At 62.3% G+C, this 23,614-nt stretch carries 23 protein-coding genes; 18 read left to right on the top strand and 5 right to left on the bottom strand.

Features of this window, described 5'->3' with window-relative positions; translation table 11 throughout:
• Positions 1-5: 5 nt before the first annotated feature.
• The 4 genes from J1N02_RS29515 to J1N02_RS29500 all read left to right on the top strand — a co-directional run bounded on the left by J1N02_RS29515 (position 6) and on the right by J1N02_RS29500 (position 3,141).
• On the top strand, positions 6-173 hold the full coding sequence (locus tag J1N02_RS29515; RefSeq protein ID WP_092357951.1) for a hypothetical protein: 168 nt from the start codon (positions 6-8) through the stop codon (positions 171-173).
• A 4-nt stretch (positions 174-177) separates the two neighbouring features.
• Positions 178-843 carry a DNA oxidative demethylase AlkB gene (alkB, locus tag J1N02_RS29510; protein WP_027606594.1) on the top strand — a complete coding sequence of 222 codons (666 nt, stop codon included), beginning with the start codon at positions 178-180 and terminating at the stop codon, positions 841-843.
• 75 nt (positions 844-918) lie between these two features.
• Positions 919-1,965 carry a bifunctional DNA-binding transcriptional regulator/O6-methylguanine-DNA methyltransferase Ada gene (gene ada, locus J1N02_RS29505; protein WP_421148158.1) on the top strand — a complete coding sequence of 349 codons (1,047 nt, stop codon included), beginning with the start codon at positions 919-921 and terminating at the stop codon, positions 1,963-1,965.
• Positions 1,966-2,070: 105 nt separating this feature from the next.
• Positions 2,071-3,141: an NAD(P)H-dependent flavin oxidoreductase gene (locus J1N02_RS29500; RefSeq protein ID WP_092357949.1), complete on the top strand. Its 1,071-nt coding sequence runs from the start codon at positions 2,071-2,073 to the stop codon at positions 3,139-3,141.
• On the opposite strand, the gene J1N02_RS29495 is transcribed toward J1N02_RS29500, so the two are convergent.
• Positions 3,138-6,887 (bottom strand): hypothetical protein, encoded by a 3,750-nt coding sequence (locus J1N02_RS29495; RefSeq protein ID WP_421148157.1) that lies wholly within the window; start codon positions 6,885-6,887, stop codon positions 3,138-3,140. The genes J1N02_RS29500 and J1N02_RS29495 overlap by 4 nt on opposite strands.
• 231 nt (positions 6,888-7,118) lie before the next feature.
• On the opposite strand from J1N02_RS29495, the gene modA reads away from it, so the two are divergent.
• The 6 genes from modA (at position 7,119) to J1N02_RS29465 (ending at position 13,307) form a co-directional block, all read left to right on the top strand.
• Entirely contained in the window at positions 7,119-7,892 is a 774-nt protein-coding gene (gene modA / locus J1N02_RS29490) for a molybdate ABC transporter substrate-binding protein (RefSeq protein WP_405125822.1), read from the top strand.
• Positions 7,893-8,573, top strand: coding sequence for a molybdate ABC transporter permease subunit (modB, locus tag J1N02_RS29485; RefSeq protein WP_027606599.1), 681 nt, complete (start codon positions 7,893-7,895; stop codon positions 8,571-8,573).
• Positions 8,574-8,578: 5 nt separating this feature from the next.
• Complete coding sequence (gene modC, locus J1N02_RS29480) at positions 8,579-9,658, top strand: molybdenum ABC transporter ATP-binding protein (RefSeq protein ID WP_027606600.1); 1,080 nt, start codon at positions 8,579-8,581, stop codon at positions 9,656-9,658.
• 79 nt (positions 9,659-9,737) lie between these two features.
• Positions 9,738-10,787 (top strand): DNA topoisomerase IB, encoded by a 1,050-nt coding sequence (locus J1N02_RS29475; RefSeq protein WP_098479463.1) that lies wholly within the window; start codon positions 9,738-9,740, stop codon positions 10,785-10,787.
• 123 nt (positions 10,788-10,910) lie between these two features.
• Complete coding sequence (locus J1N02_RS29470) at positions 10,911-12,533, top strand: ABC-F family ATP-binding cassette domain-containing protein (protein WP_405125821.1); 1,623 nt, start codon at positions 10,911-10,913, stop codon at positions 12,531-12,533.
• A 69-nt stretch (positions 12,534-12,602) separates the two neighbouring features.
• The gene (locus J1N02_RS29465; RefSeq protein WP_027606603.1) at positions 12,603-13,307 is read left to right on the top strand and encodes a YoaK family protein; all 705 of its coding nucleotides are present in this window, start codon (positions 12,603-12,605) and stop codon (positions 13,305-13,307) included.
• Between the two features lie 144 nt (positions 13,308-13,451).
• Here the strand turns inward: J1N02_RS29465 and J1N02_RS29460 are convergent, their stop codons facing one another.
• From J1N02_RS29460 to J1N02_RS29445, 4 genes are all read right to left on the bottom strand, one after another.
• The gene (locus J1N02_RS29460; protein ID WP_027606604.1) at positions 13,452-13,805 is read right to left on the bottom strand and encodes a hypothetical protein; all 354 of its coding nucleotides are present in this window, start codon (positions 13,803-13,805) and stop codon (positions 13,452-13,454) included.
• Between the two features lie 170 nt (positions 13,806-13,975).
• A complete protein-coding gene (locus J1N02_RS29455) occupies positions 13,976-14,287 on the bottom strand; it encodes an AzlD domain-containing protein (RefSeq protein WP_027606605.1) in 312 nt (103 codons plus the stop codon).
• The gene (locus J1N02_RS29450) at positions 14,284-14,979 is read right to left on the bottom strand and encodes an AzlC family ABC transporter permease (RefSeq protein ID WP_027606606.1); all 696 of its coding nucleotides are present in this window, start codon (positions 14,977-14,979) and stop codon (positions 14,284-14,286) included. Before J1N02_RS29450 ends, J1N02_RS29455 begins: the two co-directional genes overlap by 4 nt.
• A gap of 71 nt (positions 14,980-15,050) precedes the next feature.
• Positions 15,051-15,266, bottom strand: coding sequence for a hypothetical protein (locus J1N02_RS29445; protein WP_025856028.1), 216 nt, complete (start codon positions 15,264-15,266; stop codon positions 15,051-15,053).
• 176 nt (positions 15,267-15,442) lie between these two features.
• Here J1N02_RS29445 and J1N02_RS29440 point away from each other — a divergent pair, with 176 nt between their 5' ends.
• The 8 genes from J1N02_RS29440 (at position 15,443) to J1N02_RS29405 (ending at position 23,613) form a co-directional block, all read left to right on the top strand.
• Positions 15,443-15,799: a metalloregulator ArsR/SmtB family transcription factor gene (locus J1N02_RS29440; RefSeq protein WP_092357936.1), complete on the top strand. Its 357-nt coding sequence runs from the start codon at positions 15,443-15,445 to the stop codon at positions 15,797-15,799.
• 19 nt (positions 15,800-15,818) lie between these two features.
• On the top strand, positions 15,819-17,102 hold the full coding sequence (locus J1N02_RS29435) for an arsenic transporter (RefSeq protein WP_027606608.1): 1,284 nt from the start codon (positions 15,819-15,821) through the stop codon (positions 17,100-17,102).
• Between the two features lie 13 nt (positions 17,103-17,115).
• The gene (locus J1N02_RS29430; protein WP_092357934.1) at positions 17,116-17,601 is read left to right on the top strand and encodes an arsenate reductase ArsC; all 486 of its coding nucleotides are present in this window, start codon (positions 17,116-17,118) and stop codon (positions 17,599-17,601) included.
• Between the two features lie 84 nt (positions 17,602-17,685).
• Positions 17,686-18,297, top strand: a complete 612-nt coding sequence (locus J1N02_RS29425; protein ID WP_414887187.1) for a LysE family transporter — start codon at positions 17,686-17,688, stop codon at positions 18,295-18,297.
• Positions 18,298-19,022: 725 nt separating this feature from the next.
• Positions 19,023-21,737 carry a magnesium-translocating P-type ATPase gene (mgtA, locus tag J1N02_RS29420; protein ID WP_421148156.1) on the top strand — a complete coding sequence of 905 codons (2,715 nt, stop codon included), beginning with the start codon at positions 19,023-19,025 and terminating at the stop codon, positions 21,735-21,737.
• Positions 21,738-21,802: 65 nt separating this feature from the next.
• Entirely contained in the window at positions 21,803-22,150 is a 348-nt protein-coding gene (locus J1N02_RS29415) for a DUF2493 domain-containing protein (RefSeq protein ID WP_027606612.1), read from the top strand.
• A 19-nt stretch (positions 22,151-22,169) separates the two neighbouring features.
• On the top strand, positions 22,170-22,991 hold the full coding sequence (locus tag J1N02_RS29410; RefSeq protein WP_414887186.1) for a hypothetical protein: 822 nt from the start codon (positions 22,170-22,172) through the stop codon (positions 22,989-22,991).
• A gap of 94 nt (positions 22,992-23,085) precedes the next feature.
• Complete coding sequence (locus J1N02_RS29405) at positions 23,086-23,613, top strand: DinB family protein (protein ID WP_027606614.1); 528 nt, start codon at positions 23,086-23,088, stop codon at positions 23,611-23,613.
• Position 23,614: the final 1 nt, after the last annotated feature.

Raw genomic sequence — 23,614 nt, 5'->3', positions numbered from 1 at the left:
TCACCGTGACTGCTACCACCAAATACGTAATCAAGTACAAGCTCAACGGCGAACGCCGCTTCGAGTTCGCCCAACTGACGAACAATAGCGTGGAAGAGGCCTTGCAGGCCTTGGCGAAAATCCACGATGCCAGCGATGTCATCACCGACATCAACGTGAGCAAGGCGCTGTAAGGCAATGCCCGGCCCCACTGATGACCTGTTCGCCGATGACGCCCTGCAACAACCCGCAGCACGTGAGCAGATCGGCGAACAGTCCTACGTGCTAAGGGGCTATGCCCTGCCCTGGATTGAGCGCCTTCTGCCAGAACTGCGTCGTGTGCTGGCGCAATCGCCATTTCGGCAAATGGTTACGCCCGGTGGCTTTACCATGTCGGCGGCCTTGAGCAGTTGCGGCGCGCTGGGCTGGACCAGCGACACCAGCGGCTACCGCTACACGCCCCTGGACCCTCGCACCCGGCAACCCTGGCCAGCGCTGCCGGACACCTTGCGCCAACTGGCCATAGAAGCCGCGGCAGACGCCGGGTTTGTCGACTTTGCCCCCGACGCCTGCCTGATCAACCGTTATGTTCCGGGCGCGAAAATGTCCTTGCACCAGGACAGGAATGAACGTCGCTACAGCGAGCCCGTCGTGTCGATATCCCTTGGGTTGCCGGCAGTTTTCCTGTTCGGTGGCCACGCCCGCAGCGACAAGACCCGCAAGGTCTCGCTGTTCCATGGTGACGTGGTGGTCTGGGGCGGGGTCGATCGGCTGCGTTTTCATGGGGTGATGCCGATCAAGGAAGGCGTGCACCCGATCATGGGCCCGCAACGTATCAACCTCACTTTTCGCACCGCCGGCTGATTTGACCGCAAGCTTCGGAGTGCCAGGCCACTGCAGCACGGCTAATCTGGCCAGGATCCGTCAAGAGTGCCAACCATGACTACCGAACAAGATCCGCGCTGGGCTGCGATTCTTGCCCGCGATCCGAAAGCCGATGGGCTGTTCGTCTACGGCGTGAAAACCACCGGTGTGTATTGCCGCCCGAGCAGCGCCTCGCGATTGCCTCGCCCGGAAAATATCGAGTTTTTCGACACCCCGGCACAGGCCGAGGCCGCCGGTTATCGCGCCAGCAAACGCGCAGCCGGTGACCAGACACAACTGGCTGCGCAGCATGCGCAATTGGTGGCTGACGCGTGCCGGCAGATCGAACACGCCGACACCGCGCCCAGCCTCAACACGCTGGCGAGCTGGGCCGGCCTGAGCCCGTTCCATTTCCACCGGGTGTTCAAAGGCGTGACCGGCTTGACCCCCAAGGGTTACGCCAGCGCCCATCGCTCACGCAAGGTCCGCGAGGGGCTCAAGGGCCCGCATTCGGTAACCGATGCGCTGTATGAAGCCGGCTTCAACTCCAACAGCCGCTTCTATGAGTCAGCCAACCAACGGCTCGGCATGACGCCCAGCGACTACAAGGCCGGCGGCACCAACAACGATATTCTGTTCGCCGTCGGGCAATGCTCGCTGGGGGCAATCCTGGTGGCGCAGAGCGCCCGTGGCGTGTGTGCGATTCTGCTCGGGGATGACCCGGACAAACTGGTGCGCGACCTGCAGGATCAATTCCCCAAGGCCAACCTGGTGGGCGCCGACCGCCGTTTCGAACAATTGATCGCGCACGTGGTGGGCTTTATCGAGGCGCCGGCCCTGGGCCTGGACTTGCCACTGGACTTGCGTGGCACCGCGTTCCAGGAGCGGGTGTGGCAGGCCTTACGCGAGATTCCGGTGGGCAGCACGGCCAGCTATGGGCAGATCGCCCAACGCATCGGCGCGCCCAAGGCCTTTCGCGCGGTGGCCCAGGCCTGCGGGGCGAACAGCCTGGCGGTGGCGATTCCGTGTCATCGGGTGGTGCGCAGCAATGGCGATCTATCCGGCTATCGCTGGGGGGTTGAACGCAAGCGGCAGCTGCTGGAGCGGGAAAGAGACCACTGACGCGCACGAAAAACGTCCCTCGTCCAGTGAATAAAACAGACTGGCCGGGTGCCAAGGGCCCTGTTAAAACAGCGACAAGCCTCACTGATACTGGAGACACGTCCCATGAGCACCTGGCCAGACACCCGTATTCTCGACCTGCTGGGCATCGACGTGCCCATCATCCAGGCACCGATGGCCGGTGCGACCAGCGCCGCCATGGTGATTGCCGCCAACCAGGCCGGCGCGCTGGGTTCGATTCCTGCGGCGATGCTGAGCATCGAGCAACTGCACGAAACCCTGGCCACCGTGCGCCATGCCAGCAGCGGGCCTATCAACGTCAATTTCTTCTGCCACCAGCCGCCGGAGCCGGACGAGGAGCGCAATCGCCACTGGAAAGCCTTGCTGGAACCCTACTACCGCGAACTGGGCGCCGATTTTGATGCGCCGACACCGGTCTCCAATCGCGCCCCGTTCAACGCGGCCAGTTGCGAAGTGGTGGAGCAACACCGCCCCGAGGTCGTGAGCTTTCATTTCGGCCTGCCGGAAAAAAGCCTGCTGGAACGTGTCAAGGCGACCGGAGCCAAGGTGCTGTCCTCGGCCACCACGGTCGAGGAAGCGATCTGGTTGGAGCGGCACGGCTGCGACGCGATTATCGCCATGGGGTATGAGGCCGGCGGGCATCGGGGAATGTTCCTGGCTTCGGACCTGAGCAGCCAGATCGGCACGCTGGCCCTGGTCCCGCAAGTGGTGGACGCAGTGCGCATCCCGGTAATCGCCGCCGGTGGAATCGGCGATGCGCGCGGTATTGTCGCGGCCTTCGCCCTCGGGGCCTCGGCGGTGCAGATCGGCACTGCGTACCTGTTCACCCCGGAGGCGACGCTCAGCCGGGCCCACCATCTGGCCTTGCTGACGGCCCAGGCCAGTGGCACAGCGCTGACCAATCTGTTCACCGGGCGCCCTGCCCGTGGCCTCTTGAATCGCCTGATGCGTGAGCTGGGCCCGGTGAACCCGGCGGCGCCGGCCTTTCCTCTGGCAGGCGGCGCGCTGATGCCATTGAAGGCCAGGGAGGAAGCCGGTTTTGGCAGTCAGTGGGCCGGGCAGGCCGTCGGGCTCAAGCACGCACTGTCGACGCGCGAACTGACCACGCTGCTCGCCGCGCAAGTCCTCAAGACGCTTACCCGCACGCCGGACTAGAGCGGTACAGGTTCCGCAGGTCGTAGCCCGCTCAGGCGGTTTTCGTGGGCCTGGGTCAGTACCATGAAGCGCTTTTGCCGCAGGGCGTGGATACCGTAGATGATGCGGGCGAAGTGCTCGTTACTGTTCTCGTAGGGCTGGCAGGTCATGATCAGGGCGAAGAAGCAATCGGACTGCCGATGGGTGGCCATGGCGTTGATCAACTTCAACCCGATAGCAAACAGCGCCTGACCGGTGCTCATGGAGAGTCGTTCGTAGCTGGCCCCCAGTACGTGGTGTATCTGCACTTCGCGATGGGCGGCCAGCGTCTGGTGCAGGTAATCGAGTTGCGCCCTTGTACACAGTTCCGCACTGGCGCGATCCCCCGTGACATAGCGTTCGATTTCGCTGCGCAGCAAACTGCGCCAGTCGTCGTCTTCCTGGCCGGCCCGCAGTGCGATCCAGTCGACGCAATCGACCAGGGCGTTCTCCGCCTTGGCAATCGGGCTGGCGAGGCCCGATTGCAACTGATCCAGGTGAGCCAATGCCCCGCGCACCAACTCCGCCTCTTCTGCGATAACGCTGTCCATCAGCTCCACATACTCTTCCAGCGACTCGTGGCGCCAGCTCCGGAAAGCCCCCAGCAGATGCGCCCTGAGGTTGCCAACGACCGGCACTCCAACGGTACGGCGCAACATATCCTCGGACTCATCGATCAAGCCCCGCAGGTTACTGACCTGCAACAACAGGCCGGCGTGATCGAACGGCTGCGGCGTGCTTTGCAGCGCCGTTGTCAGTTGCGACGCGCCCCGTGGCAGCTCCCGGGAAAGTACATCCCATAGCCTCGGCAGTTGCCGTTGGATAGCGGTGATAAATCGCGGCGGACACGCGAGGACCGAATAGCTGCCGGTATTGAAGAAACGCCCCCAACTCACTCCCAGCCGGAACACCGTGTTGAGCTCAAGACTGGCCTCGATGACATTGGCGTAGAGCTTGTAGACCACCAATTTGCCGCTCGACGCCGGTGCTTGCTGCACGCGCTGCTCCCAGCCGGCGATGGAATCAAAATAGGCCAGTTGCTGCGCCGAAGGGTCCAGGCGCCCCAACCCCGTGTCCAGCACCGCCGCATCACTTTCATTGCGAACCGACAGGGCAAAATGGCATTGGGGACGCGGGTCGTTCGGTTCGGCGAACAGCAAGACGCCGATAGCCTGGACGTCCCAGGACTGGCTTGACAGGTAGTCCGCACAGCGCTTGGACTCAACGAAGCCGCCTGTAGTAGAAGCCTCGGAGTCGCCCGCCAATTCGGCCAGTTTATTGGCGTCGCGATACAGCTTTTCCAGACGACCGCGCATGCCCAGCAGATCCGCTGATGTGGGCAGGAACAACGTGGAGGCGCTTGCCTGTTCCAGGGAAACAGGGGGGTCCGGGCGCTCACGGGATCTCAAGGCCGGCAACAGCAACTTCCCGGTCTGGGCCGACCGTTTCAACAGCGTGCGCAGTTGCCCCCGGGCCAGGGTAACGTCGGCAACCAGCTCCACCACGCCCAGCAAGACGCCCAACTTGCACTCATACACATAGGCGGCGTAATCCTCGGGTCGGTCCATGCTGCGGGCCAGTTGGTAGGAGAAGCTTGCGTCCGCGACATTGGCGATCAGGCCAACACCGCCGGACAACAGCAACGCCCCGACGCCCGATGCGGGACCGACCGCCGCTATCACCAGGCTGGACACCGCGCGGGTAGCGACCTTGAACATGCCCCATTTCGCCAGGCGCCGCTCTTCATCGGAGGAAAATACCGCGTAATTCATCATGTGCTTGAGTTCGCTGATACCGATCTCATACAGCGCATCGTTGATGTTCGTCACCTCCCGGAAAGACACCGGCTGCGGCGGTACGCGGCGGTAGTGGTAGCCGTAGCGCTTTTTCTGCGGATAGAAATCCGAGCGCTCCACGCTGAGTTTTTCCGGAAATGGCAGGTGGTGCGTGATAAACCGCATCAAGTCGTCACTGGGTTGCCCCGACACGCCGCTGGGCTGCCACACCGCCCAAGTGAGCTCTGCCATGTTCAGTGAGATGAGCAGCGCCTTCTGTGAACTGAGCTTGAGCACCAACGCATTGGGCACCACTTTTTCCCGGAACAGCAGCAGGCGCGGCTTGACTTCACCTTTGAGAAAACGATGGGCGAGTTCACGCAGGGACACATCCTGCTCAGCATCATCGACCAGGAATTGTGCCGCGCGGACCTTGGCCAAGGCCTCGCAGGTTTCGCCAAACAGTTGTTTGTAGTCGGTGTTGCGCGCCAGTTCGTCGATATCGGCGACAAAGGTTTCATACAGGATGTCGCGCAAGCGGCCCAGGGTGCGCACTTCCACGCTCGACAGCGGTTCCCCGCTGACATGGATGTTGGCGATGGTTTCCTGGAAATACGCTGTGCGCTGCGGCTCGCCCGTCAGCACTTGCAGGAAAGAAAAATGCTTGTAGCGCGGTGGCGCATAGGCGGTCATGCCCGCCGAATAGACCGGGTAGCCCACCTGGTATTTATAGCGAAACCGTTTTTCGTCCCTGAACCGATCCTGGGTACGTTGCGGCAGCCCGGACTTGTTCAGGCAGCGCTCGATAAGGTTCTGGATATAGTCCTTGGAGAGTTCGGCGTTCCACACACTGTTCAGCAGGTTGTCCCATTTTTGCCAGGCCTTGGGGGGCGTAACCGGCTGTGTCGACGTCGGCACGCCCTCCAGCCACTGTGCCAGGTCCCCAGGCAGTATCTGTATCGAAAAAGACGCCTGGGAGGCGTCGCTGCGCACGAACCAGAAATTCTGCTGGTCACTCTGTGCGCGGATCACGCCCTCTTCATCCATCACCCCGCAGTTCACCCAGGGACAACGGTGATTCAAATAGACCGCAAGATAATATTGCCAGCGTCCTGACGCTCGATATTCCTGGGCGACGGTGATCGAGTATTCCAGCGCCGGCGCACCGCCGGGAAGATTGCCGAGGGTCACCTTGAGCAATTGATTGGGCTCTATGTGAGTGTCTGGCAGCTGCACGTCCTTGAGTGTCCACCGCGGAAGGATACTCAAGATCGCAACCCCCACCGGCTCTTCGAAGGGTTTGAGCCACAGCCGGTTCTGGCTCGTATCGGCTGAATAATCGAAGCGGCTGCCTGATTGCGCACCAATGCGCATGCCCGGCCACTCCAGGCTGATCGCCTTGGGCCATTGGTTGGCCCCCCGGGATGTGGGAGGCAGGTCGAACCAGATTTCCGCCATCATTTCGGCGTGGGTGTTCCACACCGATAGCACCACCACCTCGGTCTTGAGTACCGCCTGGTTAGGCATCATCAACTCATGCTGCACCCAAAAGCCCGCGTGGATCTGCCCCCCGACCTGAATGCGACCGAGAAAAAATCGCGTGAAATTCAGCTCCCGTGCCACCTCGCCATAGAAATACGGCATCAGGACTTTGGTTTGTACGCTGTCGGTGTTTTGCTGTTTGCCTGCATATGCCTGCCAGGGAAACCGATCGTTGAGGATGTGCCACAGCGGCAACGAATCGTGCTCGACGATGATCGGCTGTCGCTGGCTGTCATCGGTATCGAATATCGAGAATTCGACGGGGATCAGGGCGTCTGCCCGGATCAGTGCCTTGGCCTGGGGTTCCAGCGTGGATTGAGCCACTACACGCTCTATCCATGCCTGCGTGTAAGCCTCGCTGCTCTCGGTGTTTGTCGCGCCCACGTCGATGTAAGCGTATTCCTTGCCCATGATGTGCTTCCGTTTCAGATCAATACGCCGCTCACTATCGCGTTGCGACCAGCGCCTGGCTGTCAGCCATGGGTGCGTCGACGGGAGGAAATCTCGACCGCGCGCCGACATCGATTCCAAGGATGGATTTCCCTTGCCATTTTTACGCTATATACCTATACATACAGCGCCTGGCAGCGCCCGTCCCTATAATCGGCACCAGGTTCTGCACCTTCTCAAACGGAGCCGTTCATGACTTTCAATACCCCTCGCTTTGTACCCGCGTGCCTGGCGGCATTGGTTGCGTTGCTCGCGACCGCAGCGGCCCACGCCGATGAAGTCCAAGTGGCCGTAGCGGCCAACTTCACCGCACCGATCCAGGCGATTGCCGCCGACTTCGAAAAAGACACCGGCCACAAACTGGTCGCAGCCTACGGCGCCACCGGGCAGTTCTACACCCAGATCAAGAACGGCGCGCCGTTCGAAGTGTTCCTGAGTGCCGACGACACCACCCCGCAAAAGCTCGAAAGCGAAGGCGACACGGTCAAGGGCTCGCGCTTCACCTACGCCGTGGGCACCCTGGCGCTGTGGTCGGCCAAGGAAGGTTATGTAGACGCCAAGGGCGAGGTATTGAAGAAGAATGACTTCAAGCACCTGTCCATCGCCAACCCGAAAGCCGCGCCTTACGGCCTCGCCGCCACCCAGGTATTGGCCAAGGAAGGGTTGACCGAGCAGGTCAAGGACAAGCTCGTCGAAGGCCAGAACATCACCCAGGCCTTTCAGTTCGTTTCCACCGGCAACGCCGAGTTGGGTTTTGTGGCCTTGTCGCAGATCTATAAAGACGGCAAAGTCACCAACGGCTCGGCCTGGATCGTCCCGGCCGCCCTGCACGACCCGATCAAGCAGGACGCGGTGATCCTTAACAAGGGCAAGGACAGCGCTGCAGCCAAGGCACTGGTCGAGTACCTCAAAGGGCCGAAAGCCGCTGCCGTCATCAAGTCCTACGGTTATGAACTGAGCAAGTAAATGCCCCTGTCGAGTGCCGATTTTTCCGCAATCTGGTTGACCCTCAAACTGGCGTCACTGACCACCGTGATCCTGCTGATCATCGGCACTCCGATTGCCCTGTGGCTGTCGCGCACCCGTTCATGGTGGCGCGGCCCCATTGGCGCGGTGGTGGCCTTGCCATTGGTGCTGCCACCCACCGTCATCGGTTTCTACCTGCTGTTGACCATGGGCCCCCACGGCTACTTCGGCCAGTTCACCCAATGGCTGGGCCTGGGCACCCTCACCTTCAGCTTCGCCGGGCTGGTGATCGGTTCGGTGATCTATTCCATGCCGTTCGTGGTGCAGCCGTTGCAGAACGCCTTTTCCGCCATCGGCACGCGCCCATTGGAGGTGGCCGCGACCCTGCGCGCCAATCCGTGGGATACCTTCTTCACGGTGATCCTGCCCCTGGCGCGCCCGGGGTTTATCACCGCGTCCATCCTGGGTTTTGCCCATACCGTCGGAGAATTCGGCGTAGTGCTGATGATCGGCGGCAATATCCCCGACAAGACCCGCGTGGTCTCGGTGCAGATCTACGATCATGTCGAAGCCATGGAGTATGCCCAGGCCCATTGGCTGGCCGGCGCCATGGTGGTGTTCGCGTTCCTCGTGTTGCTGGCGCTCTACTCCAGCCGTAAAACCAGGATGGGCTGGAGTTGATGCCGATGATCAATGTGCGCCTGAACTTGAAGTACACAGGCTTTGCCCTGGACGTGGACCTGCATGTGCCCGGCCGAGGGGTGACTGCGCTGTACGGGCATTCCGGCTCCGGCAAGACCACCTGCCTGCGCTGCATTGCCGGGCTGGAGCGGGCCGAAGATGGGTTTATCCAGATCAACGATGAAGTCTGGCAAGACAGCCGCAACGGCCTGTTCGTGCCCCCGCACAAGCGCGCGCTCGGCTACGTGTTCCAGGAGCCCAGCCTGTTCCCCCACCTGTCGGTGCGGGCCAACCTGGAGTTTGGCCTCAAGCGCATCCCGCGCTCGCAACGCCGGGTGGATATGCTCCAGGCCACGGAGTTGCTGGGGATCGGCCATCTGCTGGAGCGTCACCCCCAACACTTGTCCGGCGGCGAACGCCAGCGCATCGGTATCGCCCGTGCCCTGCTCACCAGCCCAAGACTCCTGTTGATGGATGAGCCCCTGGCCGCCCTCGACAGCAAGCGCAAAGGCGAAATCCTGCCCTACCTGGAACGCCTGCACGACGAACTGGACATCCCCGTGCTGTACGTCAGCCATGCCCAGGATGAGGTGGCGCGCCTGGCCGATCACATCGTCTTGCTCAGCGACGGCAAGGCCTTGGCCAGTGGTCCCATCGGCGAAACCCTGGCACGGCTCGACCTGCCCCTGGCGTTGGGGGACGACGCGGGCGTGGTGATCAATGGCAGCGTCAGCGCCTATGACGATCACTACCGTCTGCTCACGCTGCAACTGCCCGACAGCGCCCAGCACCTGCGCGTGGCCCATGCACCGCTGGCGTTGGGCAAGGTGTTGCGGGTCAAGGTACAGGCGCGCGACGTCAGCCTCAGCCTGCAGGCCGAAGAGCACAGCAGCATCCTCAACCGCCTGCCGGTGACGGTTACCCAGGAGATCGCGGCGGATAACAGCGCCCATGTGCTGGTGCGCCTGGACGCGGATGGCACGCCGTTGCTGGCGCGGATCACGCGGTTCTCCCGCGACCAGTTGCAATTGCGGCCCGGCCAGGCGCTGTGGGCGCAGATCAAGGCGGTGGCCGTGCTGGCATAAGAAACCTTTTGGCACGACCGCACACGGCTGCGGTCAATCAGGAATACCGGCCTGATCCGTTGCCAAAGGAACCCGCACCATGCCCGACTCCGCGCTGCCCGCCGACCTGCCCCGCGACCTGCATTACGTTGACGACACCCAGCCCGGCATCCGCCGCAAGCGAGTGCGCGGCAAGTTCCAGTACTTCGACGCCAAGGGCGAGCGCATCCGGGATGCCGATGAGATCAAGCGCCTGAACGCCCTCGCCGTCCCTCCGGCGTATACCGATGTGTGGATCTGCGCCGACCCGCGCGGGCACCTGCAAGCCACCGGCCGCGATGCCCGTGGACGCAAGCAATACCGCTATCACCCGCGCTGGCGTGAGGTGCGTGACAGCGACAAGTACGCGCGGCTGCAGGAGTTTGGCAACGCCCTGCCGAAACTGCGCAAGCAGCTCGAAGCGCAAATCGCCGAACCCGGCTTCACGCGCGAAAAAGTCCTGGCCACGGTGGTGTTGCTGCTGGACGCCACGCTGATCCGCGTCGGCAATACCCAATATGCGCGAGACAACAAATCCTACGGGCTGACCACCCTGCGCAACCGCCATGTGGATGTCAAAGGCAGCGAAATCCAGTTCCAGTTTCGCGGCAAGAGTGGCGTGGAGCACCAGCTCAGCGTCAAGGACCGGCGCCTGGCCACGGTGGTCAAGCGCTGCCTGGAGTTACCGGGGCAGAACCTGTTCCAGTACCTGGATGAAGACGGCGAGCGGCACACCGTCAGCTCCCATGACGTCAACGCCTACCTGCACGACCTTACCGGTGCCGACTTCACTGCCAAGGATTACCGCACCTGGGCCGGCACCGCCATGGCGCTGGCGGTGCTGCGGGAGTTGGAATGGCAACCGGAATCCGACGCCAAGCGGCATGTGGTGGCGATGGTCAAGGATGTCGCCAGGCAACTGGGCAACACGCCTGCGGTGTGCCGCAAGTGCTATATCCACCCGGCCGTACTCGAGCATTTCAGCCTGGGCGAATTGTCCAGGTTGCCCAAGCCGCGGGTGCGCAAAGGCCTGAAGGCCGAGGAAGTCGCCTTGGCGATGTTCCTTGAACAACTGGCCGCCGACTTGCCCGGCAATGCCAAGGCGGGTTAGGCTCTGGCTCCCTTCTGACTTCCGGGACGACCGCCGACGTGAATCACTAAGCCTTCCAGAATGTACCTGCAACGAGCCGCCTGGCGCGCTTGTTGGCCTGTCCGACATTTTTTGGAGGTGCTGATGACTGACGTCAACCGGCTGCCCGTATTGGTTTCCCTGCAACACCTGTGCTTCCAGTTCGCCAATGGCGAGACCCTGCTGGACGACCTGAACCTGTCCATCGACCACACGCCCATCGGGATTGTGGGACGCAATGGACGGGGCAAAAGTATCCTCGCCCAATTGATCGCCGGCGTGTTGCCCCCCTCCTCCGGCTCGCTCAAGCGCTCGGCCAGCGTGGCCTATGTCCCCCAGGACATGGCGGTTGCAGCGGAAGACACCGTCGCTGACCTGACGGGCACCACGCCCGTGCTGGCGGCACTGGCACGCATGGCGGCAGGGACAGCGCAGGTCGATGACCTTGAGTTGATCGACAATCGCTGGGACCTTGCCGAACGCTTGCGCGCCGCACTCGATGCAGCAGGCCTTGCGCAGCTGGGTGTGGATACGCCGGCCGATCAGCTCAGTGGCGGGCAACTGGCGCGGCTCAGGCTGATCGGCGCCGTGCTGGCCGCACCGCAACTGCTGGTGCTCGATGAACCCACCAACCACCTCGACAGCGCCGGCCGCCGGTGGCTGCTGCACCTGTTGCAGGAATGGCGCGGCGGCCTGGTGGTGGTGAGCCACGACCGGCAAATACTCAACACCCTCGGGCGCATCATTGAACTGTCCCCACTCGGCCCTCACGTCTACGGCGGCAACTATGATGCCTATCGCCTGCAGCGCGACACCGAACAGCACGCCGCCGTCGCGGCGCTGGAACACGCACGCCTTGAGCGCAACCGCGAACGCCGGCGCGTGCAGAAAGACCATGACAGCCTGCAACGCCAGGCGGCGCGCTCCCGCAAGCACGCCGAGACGGCCAATGTGGACCGGTTTACCAAGGCGCGCTGGAAAAGCGCCGCCACCGAAGTCGTCGGCACCGTGCGCAGTGCCCATCACGCGTACAAACACACGTTGGATGAGCAGGTGCGCCAAGCCTACGAGCGCGTGGTAGATGAGACGCCGACCCTGTTGGCGTTGCCGGGGTCGGTCGTGCCCAATGGCCGACAGGTCGTGGCCTTGACGGAGGTCCGGTTGCCCTGGCTGGAGCATCCCGCCCTCACACTCAACTTCACAGGGCCGGTGCGCGTGGCCGTGCAGGGACCGAACGGCTGCGGCAAATCCACCCTGCTCAAGGTACTGGCCGGCCAATTGCAGCCCGCCAGCGGTGAGTGCTCGGTGCCGGTGCCCTGCGCGTATATCAACCAGCACCAGGCGCTGCTGGATGACCGACGCTCCCTCGTCGAACAGCTCAACCTGCTCGACACACCGCTGCCCGAAGCCGAACTGCGTACGCGCCTGGCCTTGCTGCAACTGGATGCCCGGCGGGTCACCCAACCGACCGCGCAGCTCAGCGGCGGCGAGCGGTTGAAAGCCGCGATGGCGATTGCCCTGTGGGGTGAAACACCCGCGCAACTGCTGTTGCTTGATGAGCCCACCAACCACCTGGACCTGGAATCGGTGATCGCCTTTGAACAGGCGCTGCAGGGCTTCAGCGGGGCAATGATGGTTGTATCCCATGATGAGGCGTTCATCCAGGCGTTCGGGCCAACCCACCGTTTGCTCTGGCAACCTGAGGGTTGGCGCCTGGAGTGTGTCTGAGGTCATTGCGCGCGCAATCAAAGCGTCCTAGGGTAGTGGCCGGATAATCTCACCGAGGAACCCGGCCCTATGCTGCCTTCGCCCAACAAGCCTTATGCCAATGCCGCACTGGCCCATCAAAAGCGCTGGCGCGGCCGCGTCGGCCTGATGCTGGTGGCCAGCCTTTCGGTATTGGCGGGCATGACTGACGCCATCGGCTTTATGGCCAGCGGCGACTTTGTATCGTTCATGAGCGGCAACACCACGCGCCTGGCAGTGGCCATCAGTGTGGGGGATCTCGGCTTGACCGCACGTCTGCTGTTGCTGGTCGCCACATTTGTCGCCGGTAACGCCTTGGGTGTAGTGGTCGGCCGTCTCAGCCGGCGCCATGCCCTGCCCCTGTTGCTGTGTATCGCCACCTTGCTCTGCGGCGCAGCCTTGCTGCCCTTCGCCGACACCTTGCCGGCGCTGCTGGCGGCGATCATTGCGATGGGCATGCTCAACGCAGCCGTGGAAGAGGTCAACGGCTTGCCGGTGGGGCTGACCTACGTGACCGGGGCACTGTCACGCTTTGGGCGCGGGCTGGGACGCTGGATGCTGGGGGAGCGCCGCAACGGTTGGCGGGTGCAACTGATTCCGTGGGCGGGGATGTTTGTCGGCGCGGTGATTGGCGCGCTGCTGGAGCAGCACATGGGGCTGAGGGCGCTGGTGGTCAGCGGTGTATTGGCCGGCGTGTTGGGGCTGGTGTCGCTGAAGATTCCCCGGCGCTGGCATTTGGGTTTTATGCCGCGATAAGGACTAAAGGTGCCCGCCCGACGGTAAGGCCTTGACGTCCGTGTACTGGTAAAGAGCCATCATGTCGGGCGGGCGGATTGAATCATAAGCGAATGTCCGGCGGCTGTCCCGCCGGGCGTTTCCTGAAATGACTAAGGCAACGGATTACAGACAGGTCGCAAGTGCGGCCAAACGACGCTTGGCCGGCATCGTATCTTCAACGGCGTAGTACTTGACGGACGAACCGGCACCGGCGCTTTGCACGTCGACGAAGTAATCGCCACCCGTGGTATAGACGGTGAAACCACCGGCCCCGTTCGGCTCTTTGAAGCCACCGGCGTCGACGCCAAACACGCTTTCATCCTGCCAGCCAAACTGGATGCACTCGGCAACCACCAGCGTGGCCTTGTCCGATGCCATGGCCTTGTAGGGAGCCCCCAGGCGCGCCTCGTTCATCTTCGAACCCGCGCAACCGGCCAGTGCCGTCAATACCAATGCGCCCATTACCACCTTGTGCATGCCCTTGCCTCGTTGGAAAAAACGCGACTGTACCATTGCCGCAAGGCTGACTGACGCCCCCATGAATTTTGTTTCACTGTGGAGGGAGAATATGCCGCCTATAGTGGCCTGGCTCATTTTTAGAAGTGTCCTTCTGCCCGCCCTCCCGCGGGCTTTTTTTCGCCTGCGCTTCAGAGCCACCAGCGAAACAGGTAGAACAACGCCATGCTCAGCAGCACGGTCATCAATACGTTGCGCGTCCAGAACATCAGCGCCACGGCGCAGATACCGGCCAGCAAGTACGGATTGGCCGGGCTCAGGTTGAGCTGGTGATCAGCCAGGAAAATAATCGGCCCGCAGATCGCCGTGAGCATGCCCGGCACCGCAAACCCGAGAAACTCCCGTGCCCCACGGCTGAGGCGCACCGGCAGGCGCGGCTCGATAAACAGATAACGGTTGAAAAAAACCACCAGGCCCATGGCCACAATCATCAGGTAAATCATCGCTGCCCAACCCCCAGGCGTTTGCAGAAAAACCCTGCGCTCATGCCGAGCACACCCGACACCACCACCGCCGACTCCCAGTGCAGGAAGCTCAGCCATACCGAAAACAACAACGACACCGCCACGCAGACCACCGTTGGCACATCACGCACCACCGGGGTGATCAGCGCGATAAAGGTGGCGGCGATGGAGAACTCCAGGCCCAACTGATCAAGGCCTGGGATGCTTTTGCCCAGCACGATACCGGCCAGGGTGAACAGGTTCCAGGCGATATAAAACGTCAGGCCAACGCCCAGGGCATACCAGCGATTGAAGGTTTCACGGTCATAGTGGTTGACCAGCGCAAAGAACTCATCGGTCAGCAGAAAGCCCAGGCTCATGCGCCAGCGCGTCTTGAGCGGCGACAGAATCGGGCGCAGGTGCATGCCATACAGCAGGTGCTGGGAGGTCAGCAGCAAGGTGGTCAACACGATGGAAATCAGGCTGGCACCGCTCTTGACCATGCCAATGGCGACCAACTGCGCAGCGCCGGCAAATACAATGGCGGACAAGCCCTGGGCTTGCAGTGGCGTGAATTGCGCATCGATGGCCATGGAGCCGGCCAGCAGCCCCCAGGGTGCACAGGCCAGGGACAGGGGAATGACGGCGATTGCACCGCGAGCGAAGGCGTAATGAGGTAAGGCAGCAGGCATGGAAACGGCTCATCGACAGACAGTCCACAAGCATGCCAGCGTAGGATGGAGCTTGTCTTGAACGATCTTGCTCAGGCGAGCCTGACCGACACCTGCTCCACCGAGTCCCGCGCTTCACGCAGTTCGTGAGCGTCCTGGTTGAGCCGGTGAATGGTGTTGAGCAAGCGCTGGCGCAGCACTTCATCGCCGAGCTTTTCAACGGCACGCATCAGGTCGAATGCCGCGGTTTCGTTATTTTCCGCGACGGAATCCAGGGTTTTGCGCAGGTTGCGAGTGGCACGGGTCACGCGGGTCTTCCTTCATCAGCAATGGGGAGGCACTTTAGGACATTCGTGTTTCATTTTAATTTCAATCACTTGTGGCAGTTTTCCCGAGGTTTGATCCATATCAATTGAAACAGGATTTGACCAAAACATATGGATATACGTATATTCGAATTTCCATATGTATGTAGGCAATGGTCATGTCGGAACCCCTTACACCGCCCACCCTGTTCAAATGCCTGGCCGACGCCACTCGCGCACGCCTGACGCTATTGATTCAGCGTGAAGGCGAACTTTGCGTGTGCGAACTGATCCATGCCTTGGACGACAGCCAGCCAAAAATCTCCCGCCACCTGGCGCAACTGCGCAGTTGCGGTGTGCTGCTGGATCGTCGCCAGGGCCAATGGATCTACTACCGCGTCAACCCGGCACTGCCCGATTGGGTAACCCAGGTGCTGGACGTCACCCTGCAAGCCAACCAGCCATGGCTGCACAACGACACACAGCGTCTGGATGCCATGGGCGACAGACCACAACGAGCCAGCACCTGCTGCTGAGCCACCGGAGCGTTAATTCATGCTTGTCGCAGTCGCCATTTTTATCTTCACCATCGTCCTGGTCATCTGGCAGCCCAAGGGTCTCGGAGTGGGCTGGAGCGCCACGATGGGCGCGATCCTGGCCCTGGCCTGTGGCGTGATCAGCCTGGCGGATATCCCGGCGGTCTGGCACATCATCTGGAATGCCACCGGGACGTTTGTCGCACTGATCATCATCAGCCTGCTGTTGGACGAAGCCGGGTTCTTTGCCTGGACGGCACTGCATGTGGCGCGCTGGGGGCGCGGGCGTGGCCGGCGCTTGTTTGCCTATATGGTGCTGCTCGGCGCCCTGGTGTCGGCGCTGTTTGCCAACGACGGCGCGGCGCTGATCCTCACCCCCATCGTGATGTCGATGCTGCTGGCGCTGCGCTTTTCGCCGGCGGCGACCCTGGCGTTTGTGATGGGCGCGGGGTTTATCGCTGACACGGCGAGCCTGCCGCTGGTGGTGTCGAACCTGGTGAACATCGTCTCGGCGGACTATTTCAAGATCGGCTTCAACGAATATGCCGCGGTCATGGTGCCGGTCAACGTCGTCAGTGTCGCCGCCACCCTGGCGGTGCTGCTGTGGTTCTTCCGCCGCGATATTCCCCAGGCCTACGACCCCGCCGACCTGGCAGACCCCGCCAGCGCGATCCACGACCGCGCCACCTTCCGCGCCGGTTGGTGGGTGCTCGGCATCCTGCTGATCGGCTGCTTTGCCCTGGAACCCCTGGGCATTCCCATCAGCGCGATTTCCGCGGTGTGCGCCGTGCTCCTGCTGGTGATCGCCGCCAAGGGCCACAAGATCTCCACGCGCAAGGTGCTGAAGGAAGCCCCGTGGCAGATCGTGGTGTTTTCCCTGGGGATGTACCTGGTGGTCTACGGCTTGCGTAACGCCGGCCTCACCACCTACCTGGCGACCTGGCTCGATACCTTTGCCACTTACGGCGTATGGGGTGCGGCCATGGGCACCGGCGTGCTGACGGCCTTGTTGTCCTCGGCGATGAACAACCTGCCGACGGTACTGATCGGTGCGTTGTCCATCGAATCCAGCCATGCCGTGGGCGTGGTCAAGGACGCGATGATCTACGCCAACGTGATCGGCAGCGACCTGGGCCCGAAAATCACCCCCATCGGCAGCCTGGCCACCCTGTTGTGGCTGCATATCCTGGCGCGCAAGGGCATCACCATCACCTGGGGCTACTACTTCAAGGTCGGGATTGTGCTGACCTTGCCGGTGCTGCTGATCACCCTCGCCGCCCTCGCGTTGCGCCTGAGCATCTAACGGAGAAACCGCAATGAAAGTCCTGTTCATGTGCACCGCCAACAGCTGTCGCAGCATCTTGTCCGAGGCGATGTTCAACCACCTGGCCCCCCAGGGTTTTGCCGCGATCAGCTCCGGCAGCTTTCCCAAGGGCCAGGTCCTGCCGCGCAGCCTGAGCACGTTGCAGGCAGCGGGCATCCGCACCGAAGGCTTGTACAGCAAGGGCAATGATGCGTTTGAAGGCAGCCCGCCGGATGTGGTCATCACCGTCTGCGACAAGGCGGCGGGGGAAGCCTGCCCGGTGTATTTCGGGCCGGCGGTGAAGGCGCATTGGGGCTTGGCAGATCCCTCGGACGTTCAAGGTGACCAGGCCAGCATCCAGGCGGCATTCGATGCCACGCTGGAGACCATCGCCAGCCGTTGCCGGGCGTTTTTCGCCCTGCCCTTTGCCCGCCTCAGCCCTGGCGAGCTGAAGGTCGAACTCGAGCGCATAGCGCTGCTGGACATGAACACACCCTGACGGCTGGATGGATCCGCTGCGGCGATATGGATTCCCAGCCCTCTGCCAGCGTATGCTCTCGCACTTTCCTGAAAGGACGCGGGCATGCTGACGATCTTTTTTTACGCACTGGTATTCGGTTTTGTGTTTTGCCTCTCCCCCGGCGCGGTGCTGGCGGAGACCTTGCGCCGTGGCTTGCTCCACGGTTTCACACCCGCCTTGCTGGTGCAGTTTGGCTCGCTGGTAGGCGATGCCGTGTGGGCGGTGATCGGCCTCACCGGCATCGCACTGTTGATCCAACATGACACCGTGCGCGTGCCGCTGACGATCATCTGCGCGCTGTACCTGGCGTGGCTGGGCGTACGCAGCCTGATCGACGCCTGGCACTTGCCCGAAGCCGATGATGCGCCGGCCAGTACTCGGCAAAACGCGCTGGCCGTGGGTGCGGCGATTTCCCTGGCCAACCCGAAAAACATCGTCTACTGGGGGGCGCTGGGCAGTGCGCTGTCAGGCATCGTCGGCGCTACGCCCAGCCATGGGCAGACGCTGATGTTTTTCGCCGGCTTCATGTTGGCTTCGGTACTGTCATGTTTTCTGATCGCCGCACTGGTGAACCTGCTGCGCAAGAATGCATCGTCCATGTGGCAACGCATCAGTTATGGCGCCTGCGGGTTGGTATTGATCTATCTGGCCGTTCTCGCCGCACAGGGTGTATGAAGTTATATATCGGGTAACTTTCGAGTGCCTCTTGTCTGAATGAACTCTGAACGCCGGGCTATTTAATTAATCATGCGTTGACATTTTGTAACTGCCTGAGTAGATTGCCCCTGCCCGCAACTGGGGCCTTTTTTAACCCTCACAAAAGAAGCCAATGGACACAGTATCCAGTCGCTGTCCGAGCACCGCCCTGGCGGGCATCGGGCGCCCAATCCAGAACATGACAGGACTCGCCTCCCCGGTCCGGTAAGCTGCGCTGGAGCTTGATGCTCCGCCGTAACTGCCTCGCCGGTCGCCCGTCCGGTCCCGAGGTGTGTTATGACCTTCCCAACCCTTGCTTTGCCCGATGTACCCACACTGGCCGCAGCCTTGCGAGCCAAGCGTTGCCATGCCCGCGTGGTTTTTCTGCCACGACGCATGCCCGGCGTTGCCCCCTCCCCCAAAGACCCGCAGAGACCGCCGCTTTTCAGCCTGGGATAGTGCAGAGCGCCCGCGCCGTTCAATCCCGCTGAAACAATAACTTCCTGATCAAGTCCCTGGAGTTCTTTATGAAACTTTCCAGTTGTAGTTCGCTGCGCGCCTTATAACTAACGCGCCAGTAGAAGTTATCCAAGCACCTTATTTAAACCGATCGCGAAGTCAGCGACTCGGCATGCTTTCGCTCGCCTGTATTCAGGCAAGTACCGGGTATGTTTTGTCGAGAATTGGCGACAGGAGCACAGACAATGAGCGCCGTAAAAAACACGCCACTGCAAAAGAAAACCGGCACCGCCAGCGACACCAAACTGTCGATGCGTGCCGCCCGCGAAGCCCGCAACGGCCTGTCGGCCACCCTGGCCAACGTACGCGCCACCCAGGATGGCCTGACCGAACTGGACGCCACTGCCCGCCTGCACCGGGAAGGCCACAACGAAGTGGCTCATGACAAGCCGCCTCACGCCATCGTGCAATTCCTGCAGGCCCTGAACAACCCGTTCATCTACGTGTTGCTGACCCTGGGCGGCATCAGCTTTTTCACCGACTGCTGGCTGCCGATGCAGGACGGCGAGGAAGCCGACCCCACCAAGGTCGTCATTATCATGACCATGGTCCTGCTCAGCAGCCTGCTGCGCTTCTGGCAGGAGCACCGTTCGGCCAAGTCCGCCGAAGCCTTGAAAGCCATGGTTCGCACCACTGCCACGGTGCTGCGCCGTGAGCAAGTGGGCAGCCAGCCCACCCTGCGCGAAGTGCCGATGCGCGAGTTGGTGGCCGGCGATATCGTGCAGTTGTCGGCTGGTGACATGATCCCTGCCGACATCCGCCTGATCGAGTCCCGCGACCTGTTTATCAGCCAGGCGGTGCTCACCGGCGAAGCCTTGCCGGTGGAGAAGTACGACACCCTCGGCGACGTCACGCAAAAATCCGCCGGGCCGGTAGCCGCCGACCAGGGCAACCTGCTGGACCTGCCGAACATCTGCTTCATGGGCACCAATGTGGTCAGCGGCCGCGCCAAAGCCGTGGTGGTGGCGACCGGGCCGCGCACCTACTTTGGCTCCCTGGCCAAGGCGATTGTCGGCTCCCGGGTACAGACCGCATTCGATCGCGGGGTGAACAGCGTCAGCTGGCTGCTGATCCGCTTCATGCTGGTGATGGTACCGATCGTGTTCTTCCTCAACGGCTTCTCCAAGGGCGACTGGGGCGATGCATTTTTGTTCGCCCTGGCGGTCGCCGTGGGCCTGACCCCGGAAATGCTGCCGATGATCGTCAGCGCCAACCTGGCCAAGGGCGCCACGGCGATGGCCAAGCGCAAAGTAGTGGTCAAGCGCCTCAACGCGATCCAGAACTTCGGCTCGATGGACGTGCTGTGCACTGACAAGACCGGCACCCTGACCCAGGACAAGATCATCCTCGAGCATCACGTCAACGCCTTCGGCCAGCGCGATGATGCGGTGCTGTCCCTGGCCTGGCTCAACAGCTACCACCAGAGCGGCATGAAAAACCTGATGGACCAGGCCGTGGTGCAGTTCTCGGAGCAGAACCCCAGGTTCCAGGTGCCGTTTGCCTACAGCAAGGTCGATGAATTGCCGTTCGACTTTGTACGCCGTCGCCTGTCCATCGTGGTCAAGGACGCTGCCCACGACCACCTGCTGGTGTGCAAAGGCGCCGTCGAGGAGATGCTGGACATTGCCACCCACGTGATGGAGGCCGGCAGTGCAGTGCCTCTGGATGAGCGCCGCCGCGAGGAATTGCTGGCGATCGCCAATGACTACAACGAAGACGGCTTCCGCGTGCTGGTGGTGGCCACGCGCAACATTCCCAAGGCCCTGGCCCGCCAGCAGTACACCACCGCCGATGAGCGCAACCTGGTGATCCAGGGCTTCCTGACCTTCCTCGATCCGCCCAAGGAAACCGCCGGCCCGGCGATTGCAGCCCTGCAGCAGATCGGCGTGGCGGTCAAAGTCCTTACCGGCGACAACGCCGTGGTCACCAGCAAGATCTGCCGCCAGGTCGGCCTCGAGCCAGGCCGGCCGCTGCTGGGGGTGGAGATCGAGCTTATGGACGACGCCACCCTGGCGCGCCATGTGGAAGAACGCACGGTATTTGCCAAGCTCACGCCGCTGCAGAAATCCCGAGTGCTCAAGGCCCTGCAAGCCAACGGCCACACCGTCGGCTTCCTCGGCGACGGCATCAACGATGCACCGGCATTGCGGGATGCCGACGTGGGTATCTCGGTGGACAGCGGCACGGACATCGCCAAGGAATCGGCCGACATCATCCTGCTCGAAAAGAGCCTGATGGTGCTGGAAGAAGGCGTGCTCAAAGGCCGCGAAACCTTCGGCAATATCATGAAGTACCTGAACATGACCGCCAGCTCCAACTTCGGCAACGTGTTTTCGGTGCTGGTGGCCAGTGCATTCATCCCGTTCCTGCCGATGCTGTCGATCCATCTGCTGCTGCAGAACCTGATGTACGACATCTCCCAGCTGGCCCTGCCGTGGGACAAGATGGACAAGGAGTACCTGGCCAAACCACGCAAGTGGGACGCCAGGAACATCGGCCGCTTCATGATCTGGATCGGGCCGACCTCGTCGATCTTCGACATCACCACCTTTGCCCTGATGTGGTACGTGTTCGCCGCCAACAGCGTGGAAATGCAGACCCTGTTCCAGTCCGGCTGGTTTATCGAGGGCCTGCTTTCGCAAACCCTGGTGGTGCATATGCTGCGCACCCGCAAGATTCCGTTCTTCCAGAGCACGGCCGCATGGCCGGTATTGATGATGACCGGAGTGGTGATTGCGCTGGGCATCTACGTACCGTTCTCGCCCCTGGGCGCCCTGGTAGGCCTGCAACCGCTGCCGCTGGCGTACTTCCCGTGGCTGGTCGGCACGCTGCTCAGCTATTGCTGCGTGGCCCAACTGATGAAAACCCTCTACATCCGCCGCTTCAAGCAGTGGTACTGAGTTCCCCCGCCGTTTAAACGGTGGCGGTCGCCCGGCCGCCACCGTGCATTACAAGGAATAGGATCATGCGCGTCTTGATCTGTGCCGGTCGTCATTACGCCGACTGCAAAAAGTCCCGCCAAGTGCTGGACGCTTACCACCGCCTGCGCCCGGTGCAGGTGCTGATTCACGGCGGCAACCAGTTCCTCGGCAGCGCCATCGAGGACTGGGCGCGGGAACTCGGCATCGACGTGGTGCGCTACCCGCCCAACTGGCAACGCCACGGCAAGCAGGCGGAGCGCCAGCGCAACCATTTCATGCTGACCGACAGCCGCGCGGATGTGGTCATCGCGCTGCCAGGTGGTGACGACACGTCGGAGCTGGTCTGCCAGGCCAGGGCCAGCGGCATTTCGGTGCTGAGCGTAGAGAACTGATATTCAAGCGAGGTGCATCATGCACAACAAACACACCCCGAAGCGCCCGGACGGGTTTGCCAAATACCGTGCGCGGCACTATCGCGGCGCGCGCCAGACCCTGCTGCTGTTGCCGCCGGCAAAACAGCGAGCGCTGCGGCGCAACCTGCTGTTTATCGGTATCACCCTGGGTTCGATCCTGTTAATCGCCCTGGTGTCCAAGGCCCATGCCGCCGGTGGCGCCTATGTGGTCGATGACGGCGCAATCAACGCACCGGGTGTCTGCAATCTCGACGCCTGGTACAGCGCCGACCGGCACGCCGGCAACACGCACACGGCAACGCTGTCTCCCGCGTGCACATTCAGCGCACTGCCTTCGGTGCAGTGGGGCGCGGCGCTGTCACGGGCCGACAGCGCAGGCCGGGGCGAGACCCAGGTGAGTCCGCAACTCAAGGCGCAGGTGCTGTCACGGCAAGACCTGGGGCTGGAAATGGCGATCTCCGCCGGGGCGCATCTTGCCCTTGATCGACGACACGGGTTCGACGGCGCCGACTTCACCCTCCCCTTGACCTGGCAACCGCTGGCACCCCTGCGCTTGAACCTGAATACCGGCTGGGCCCATGCCTACAACGACGGCGAGCCAACCCAGCGCCTGACCTGGGGCACCGGCGTCGAGTATCAACTGATGGATGTCCTTACGCTGATCGCTGAACGTTACGGCCAGGAAGGCGGTGACCAGGCCTGGCAAGCAGGGCCGCGCCTGCACCTCGGGGAATTTGTCGACGTCGACCTGGTGCTCGGGCGCGACCTGGGCGGTGAACGCAATCAATGGCTGACCACCGGTGCGACGCTCAGGTTTTAGGCCTGGCCTGCTGCTCCCGGTGCAGTTGCCGTGGCGGGTCGTCCAGGTAATTGCCTTATGATGGCGGCACCATTGCCAACGAGGGGTAAAGCACGTGGACCGTATCGAACAAATGACGCTGCTGGCGACCTACAACCAGTGGATGAACCACAAGGTCTATGACGCGGCTGCCAGGCTTACGGACGATGAGTTGCGCGTGGACCGCCAAGCGTTTTTCGGTTCGGTCTTCGGCACGCTCAACCATCTCACGTTGGGCGACACCGTCTGGCTCAAACGCTTTGCCCTGCACCCCGCCGGCTACGCGGCGCTGGCGCCGCTGAACAGCTTCGCCGCGCCGTCGGACCTCAAGCAACTGGCGTTCACCGACTTGGATGAACTCGCCGCCCGGCGGCGTTGGCTGGACCAATTGATCATCGATTGGGTACACACCCTGCGCGAACCCGACCTCGACCATCGCCTGCACTACCACAACATGCGCGGCGCGGCGGCCAGCAAGCCGTTCGGCGCCCTGCTGGTGCATTTTTTCAATCACCAGACCCACCATCGAGGCCAGGCCACCACGCTGCTGACCCAGGCCGGGCAGGACGTGGGCGATACGGACCTGCTCGCCTTGATTGACTGAA

The organism is Pseudomonas sp. NFX5, assembly GCF_049132125.1.
GTDB classification, from domain to species: domain Bacteria; phylum Pseudomonadota; class Gammaproteobacteria; order Pseudomonadales; family Pseudomonadaceae; genus Aquipseudomonas; species Aquipseudomonas marginalis.
The sequence above is the reverse complement of the archived record's forward strand: the minus strand, read 5'-3'. Positions and strand labels throughout refer to the sequence as shown.

What these genes read in the sequence shown, in the direction of transcription:
- alkB (WP_027606594.1), top strand. Translation starts at nt 178, where the DNA reads ATGCCCGGCCCCACTGATGACCTGTTCGCCGATGACGCCCTGCAACAA.
- ada (WP_421148158.1), top strand. Translation starts at nt 919, where the DNA reads ATGACTACCGAACAAGATCCGCGCTGGGCTGCGATTCTTGCCCGCGAT.
- J1N02_RS29500 (WP_092357949.1), top strand. Translation starts at nt 2,071, where the DNA reads ATGAGCACCTGGCCAGACACCCGTATTCTCGACCTGCTGGGCATCGAC.
- J1N02_RS29495 (WP_421148157.1), bottom strand. Translation starts at nt 6,887, where the DNA reads ATGGGCAAGGAATACGCTTACATCGACGTGGGCGCGACAAACACCGAG.
- modA (WP_405125822.1), top strand. Translation starts at nt 7,119, where the DNA reads ATGACTTTCAATACCCCTCGCTTTGTACCCGCGTGCCTGGCGGCATTG.
- modB (WP_027606599.1), top strand. Translation starts at nt 7,893, where the DNA reads ATGCCCCTGTCGAGTGCCGATTTTTCCGCAATCTGGTTGACCCTCAAA.
- modC (WP_027606600.1), top strand. Translation starts at nt 8,579, where the DNA reads ATGATCAATGTGCGCCTGAACTTGAAGTACACAGGCTTTGCCCTGGAC.
- J1N02_RS29475 (WP_098479463.1), top strand. Translation starts at nt 9,738, where the DNA reads ATGCCCGACTCCGCGCTGCCCGCCGACCTGCCCCGCGACCTGCATTAC.
- J1N02_RS29470 (WP_405125821.1), top strand. Translation starts at nt 10,911, where the DNA reads ATGACTGACGTCAACCGGCTGCCCGTATTGGTTTCCCTGCAACACCTG.
- J1N02_RS29465 (WP_027606603.1), top strand. Translation starts at nt 12,603, where the DNA reads ATGCTGCCTTCGCCCAACAAGCCTTATGCCAATGCCGCACTGGCCCAT.
- J1N02_RS29460 (WP_027606604.1), bottom strand. Translation starts at nt 13,805, where the DNA reads ATGCACAAGGTGGTAATGGGCGCATTGGTATTGACGGCACTGGCCGGT.
- J1N02_RS29455 (WP_027606605.1), bottom strand. Translation starts at nt 14,287, where the DNA reads ATGATTTACCTGATGATTGTGGCCATGGGCCTGGTGGTTTTTTTCAAC.
- J1N02_RS29450 (WP_027606606.1), bottom strand. Translation starts at nt 14,979, where the DNA reads ATGCCTGCTGCCTTACCTCATTACGCCTTCGCTCGCGGTGCAATCGCC.
- J1N02_RS29440 (WP_092357936.1), top strand. Translation starts at nt 15,443, where the DNA reads ATGTCGGAACCCCTTACACCGCCCACCCTGTTCAAATGCCTGGCCGAC.
- J1N02_RS29435 (WP_027606608.1), top strand. Translation starts at nt 15,819, where the DNA reads ATGCTTGTCGCAGTCGCCATTTTTATCTTCACCATCGTCCTGGTCATC.
- J1N02_RS29430 (WP_092357934.1), top strand. Translation starts at nt 17,116, where the DNA reads ATGAAAGTCCTGTTCATGTGCACCGCCAACAGCTGTCGCAGCATCTTG.
- J1N02_RS29425 (WP_414887187.1), top strand. Translation starts at nt 17,686, where the DNA reads ATGCTGACGATCTTTTTTTACGCACTGGTATTCGGTTTTGTGTTTTGC.
- mgtA (WP_421148156.1), top strand. Translation starts at nt 19,023, where the DNA reads ATGAGCGCCGTAAAAAACACGCCACTGCAAAAGAAAACCGGCACCGCC.
- J1N02_RS29415 (WP_027606612.1), top strand. Translation starts at nt 21,803, where the DNA reads ATGCGCGTCTTGATCTGTGCCGGTCGTCATTACGCCGACTGCAAAAAG.
- J1N02_RS29410 (WP_414887186.1), top strand. Translation starts at nt 22,170, where the DNA reads ATGCACAACAAACACACCCCGAAGCGCCCGGACGGGTTTGCCAAATAC.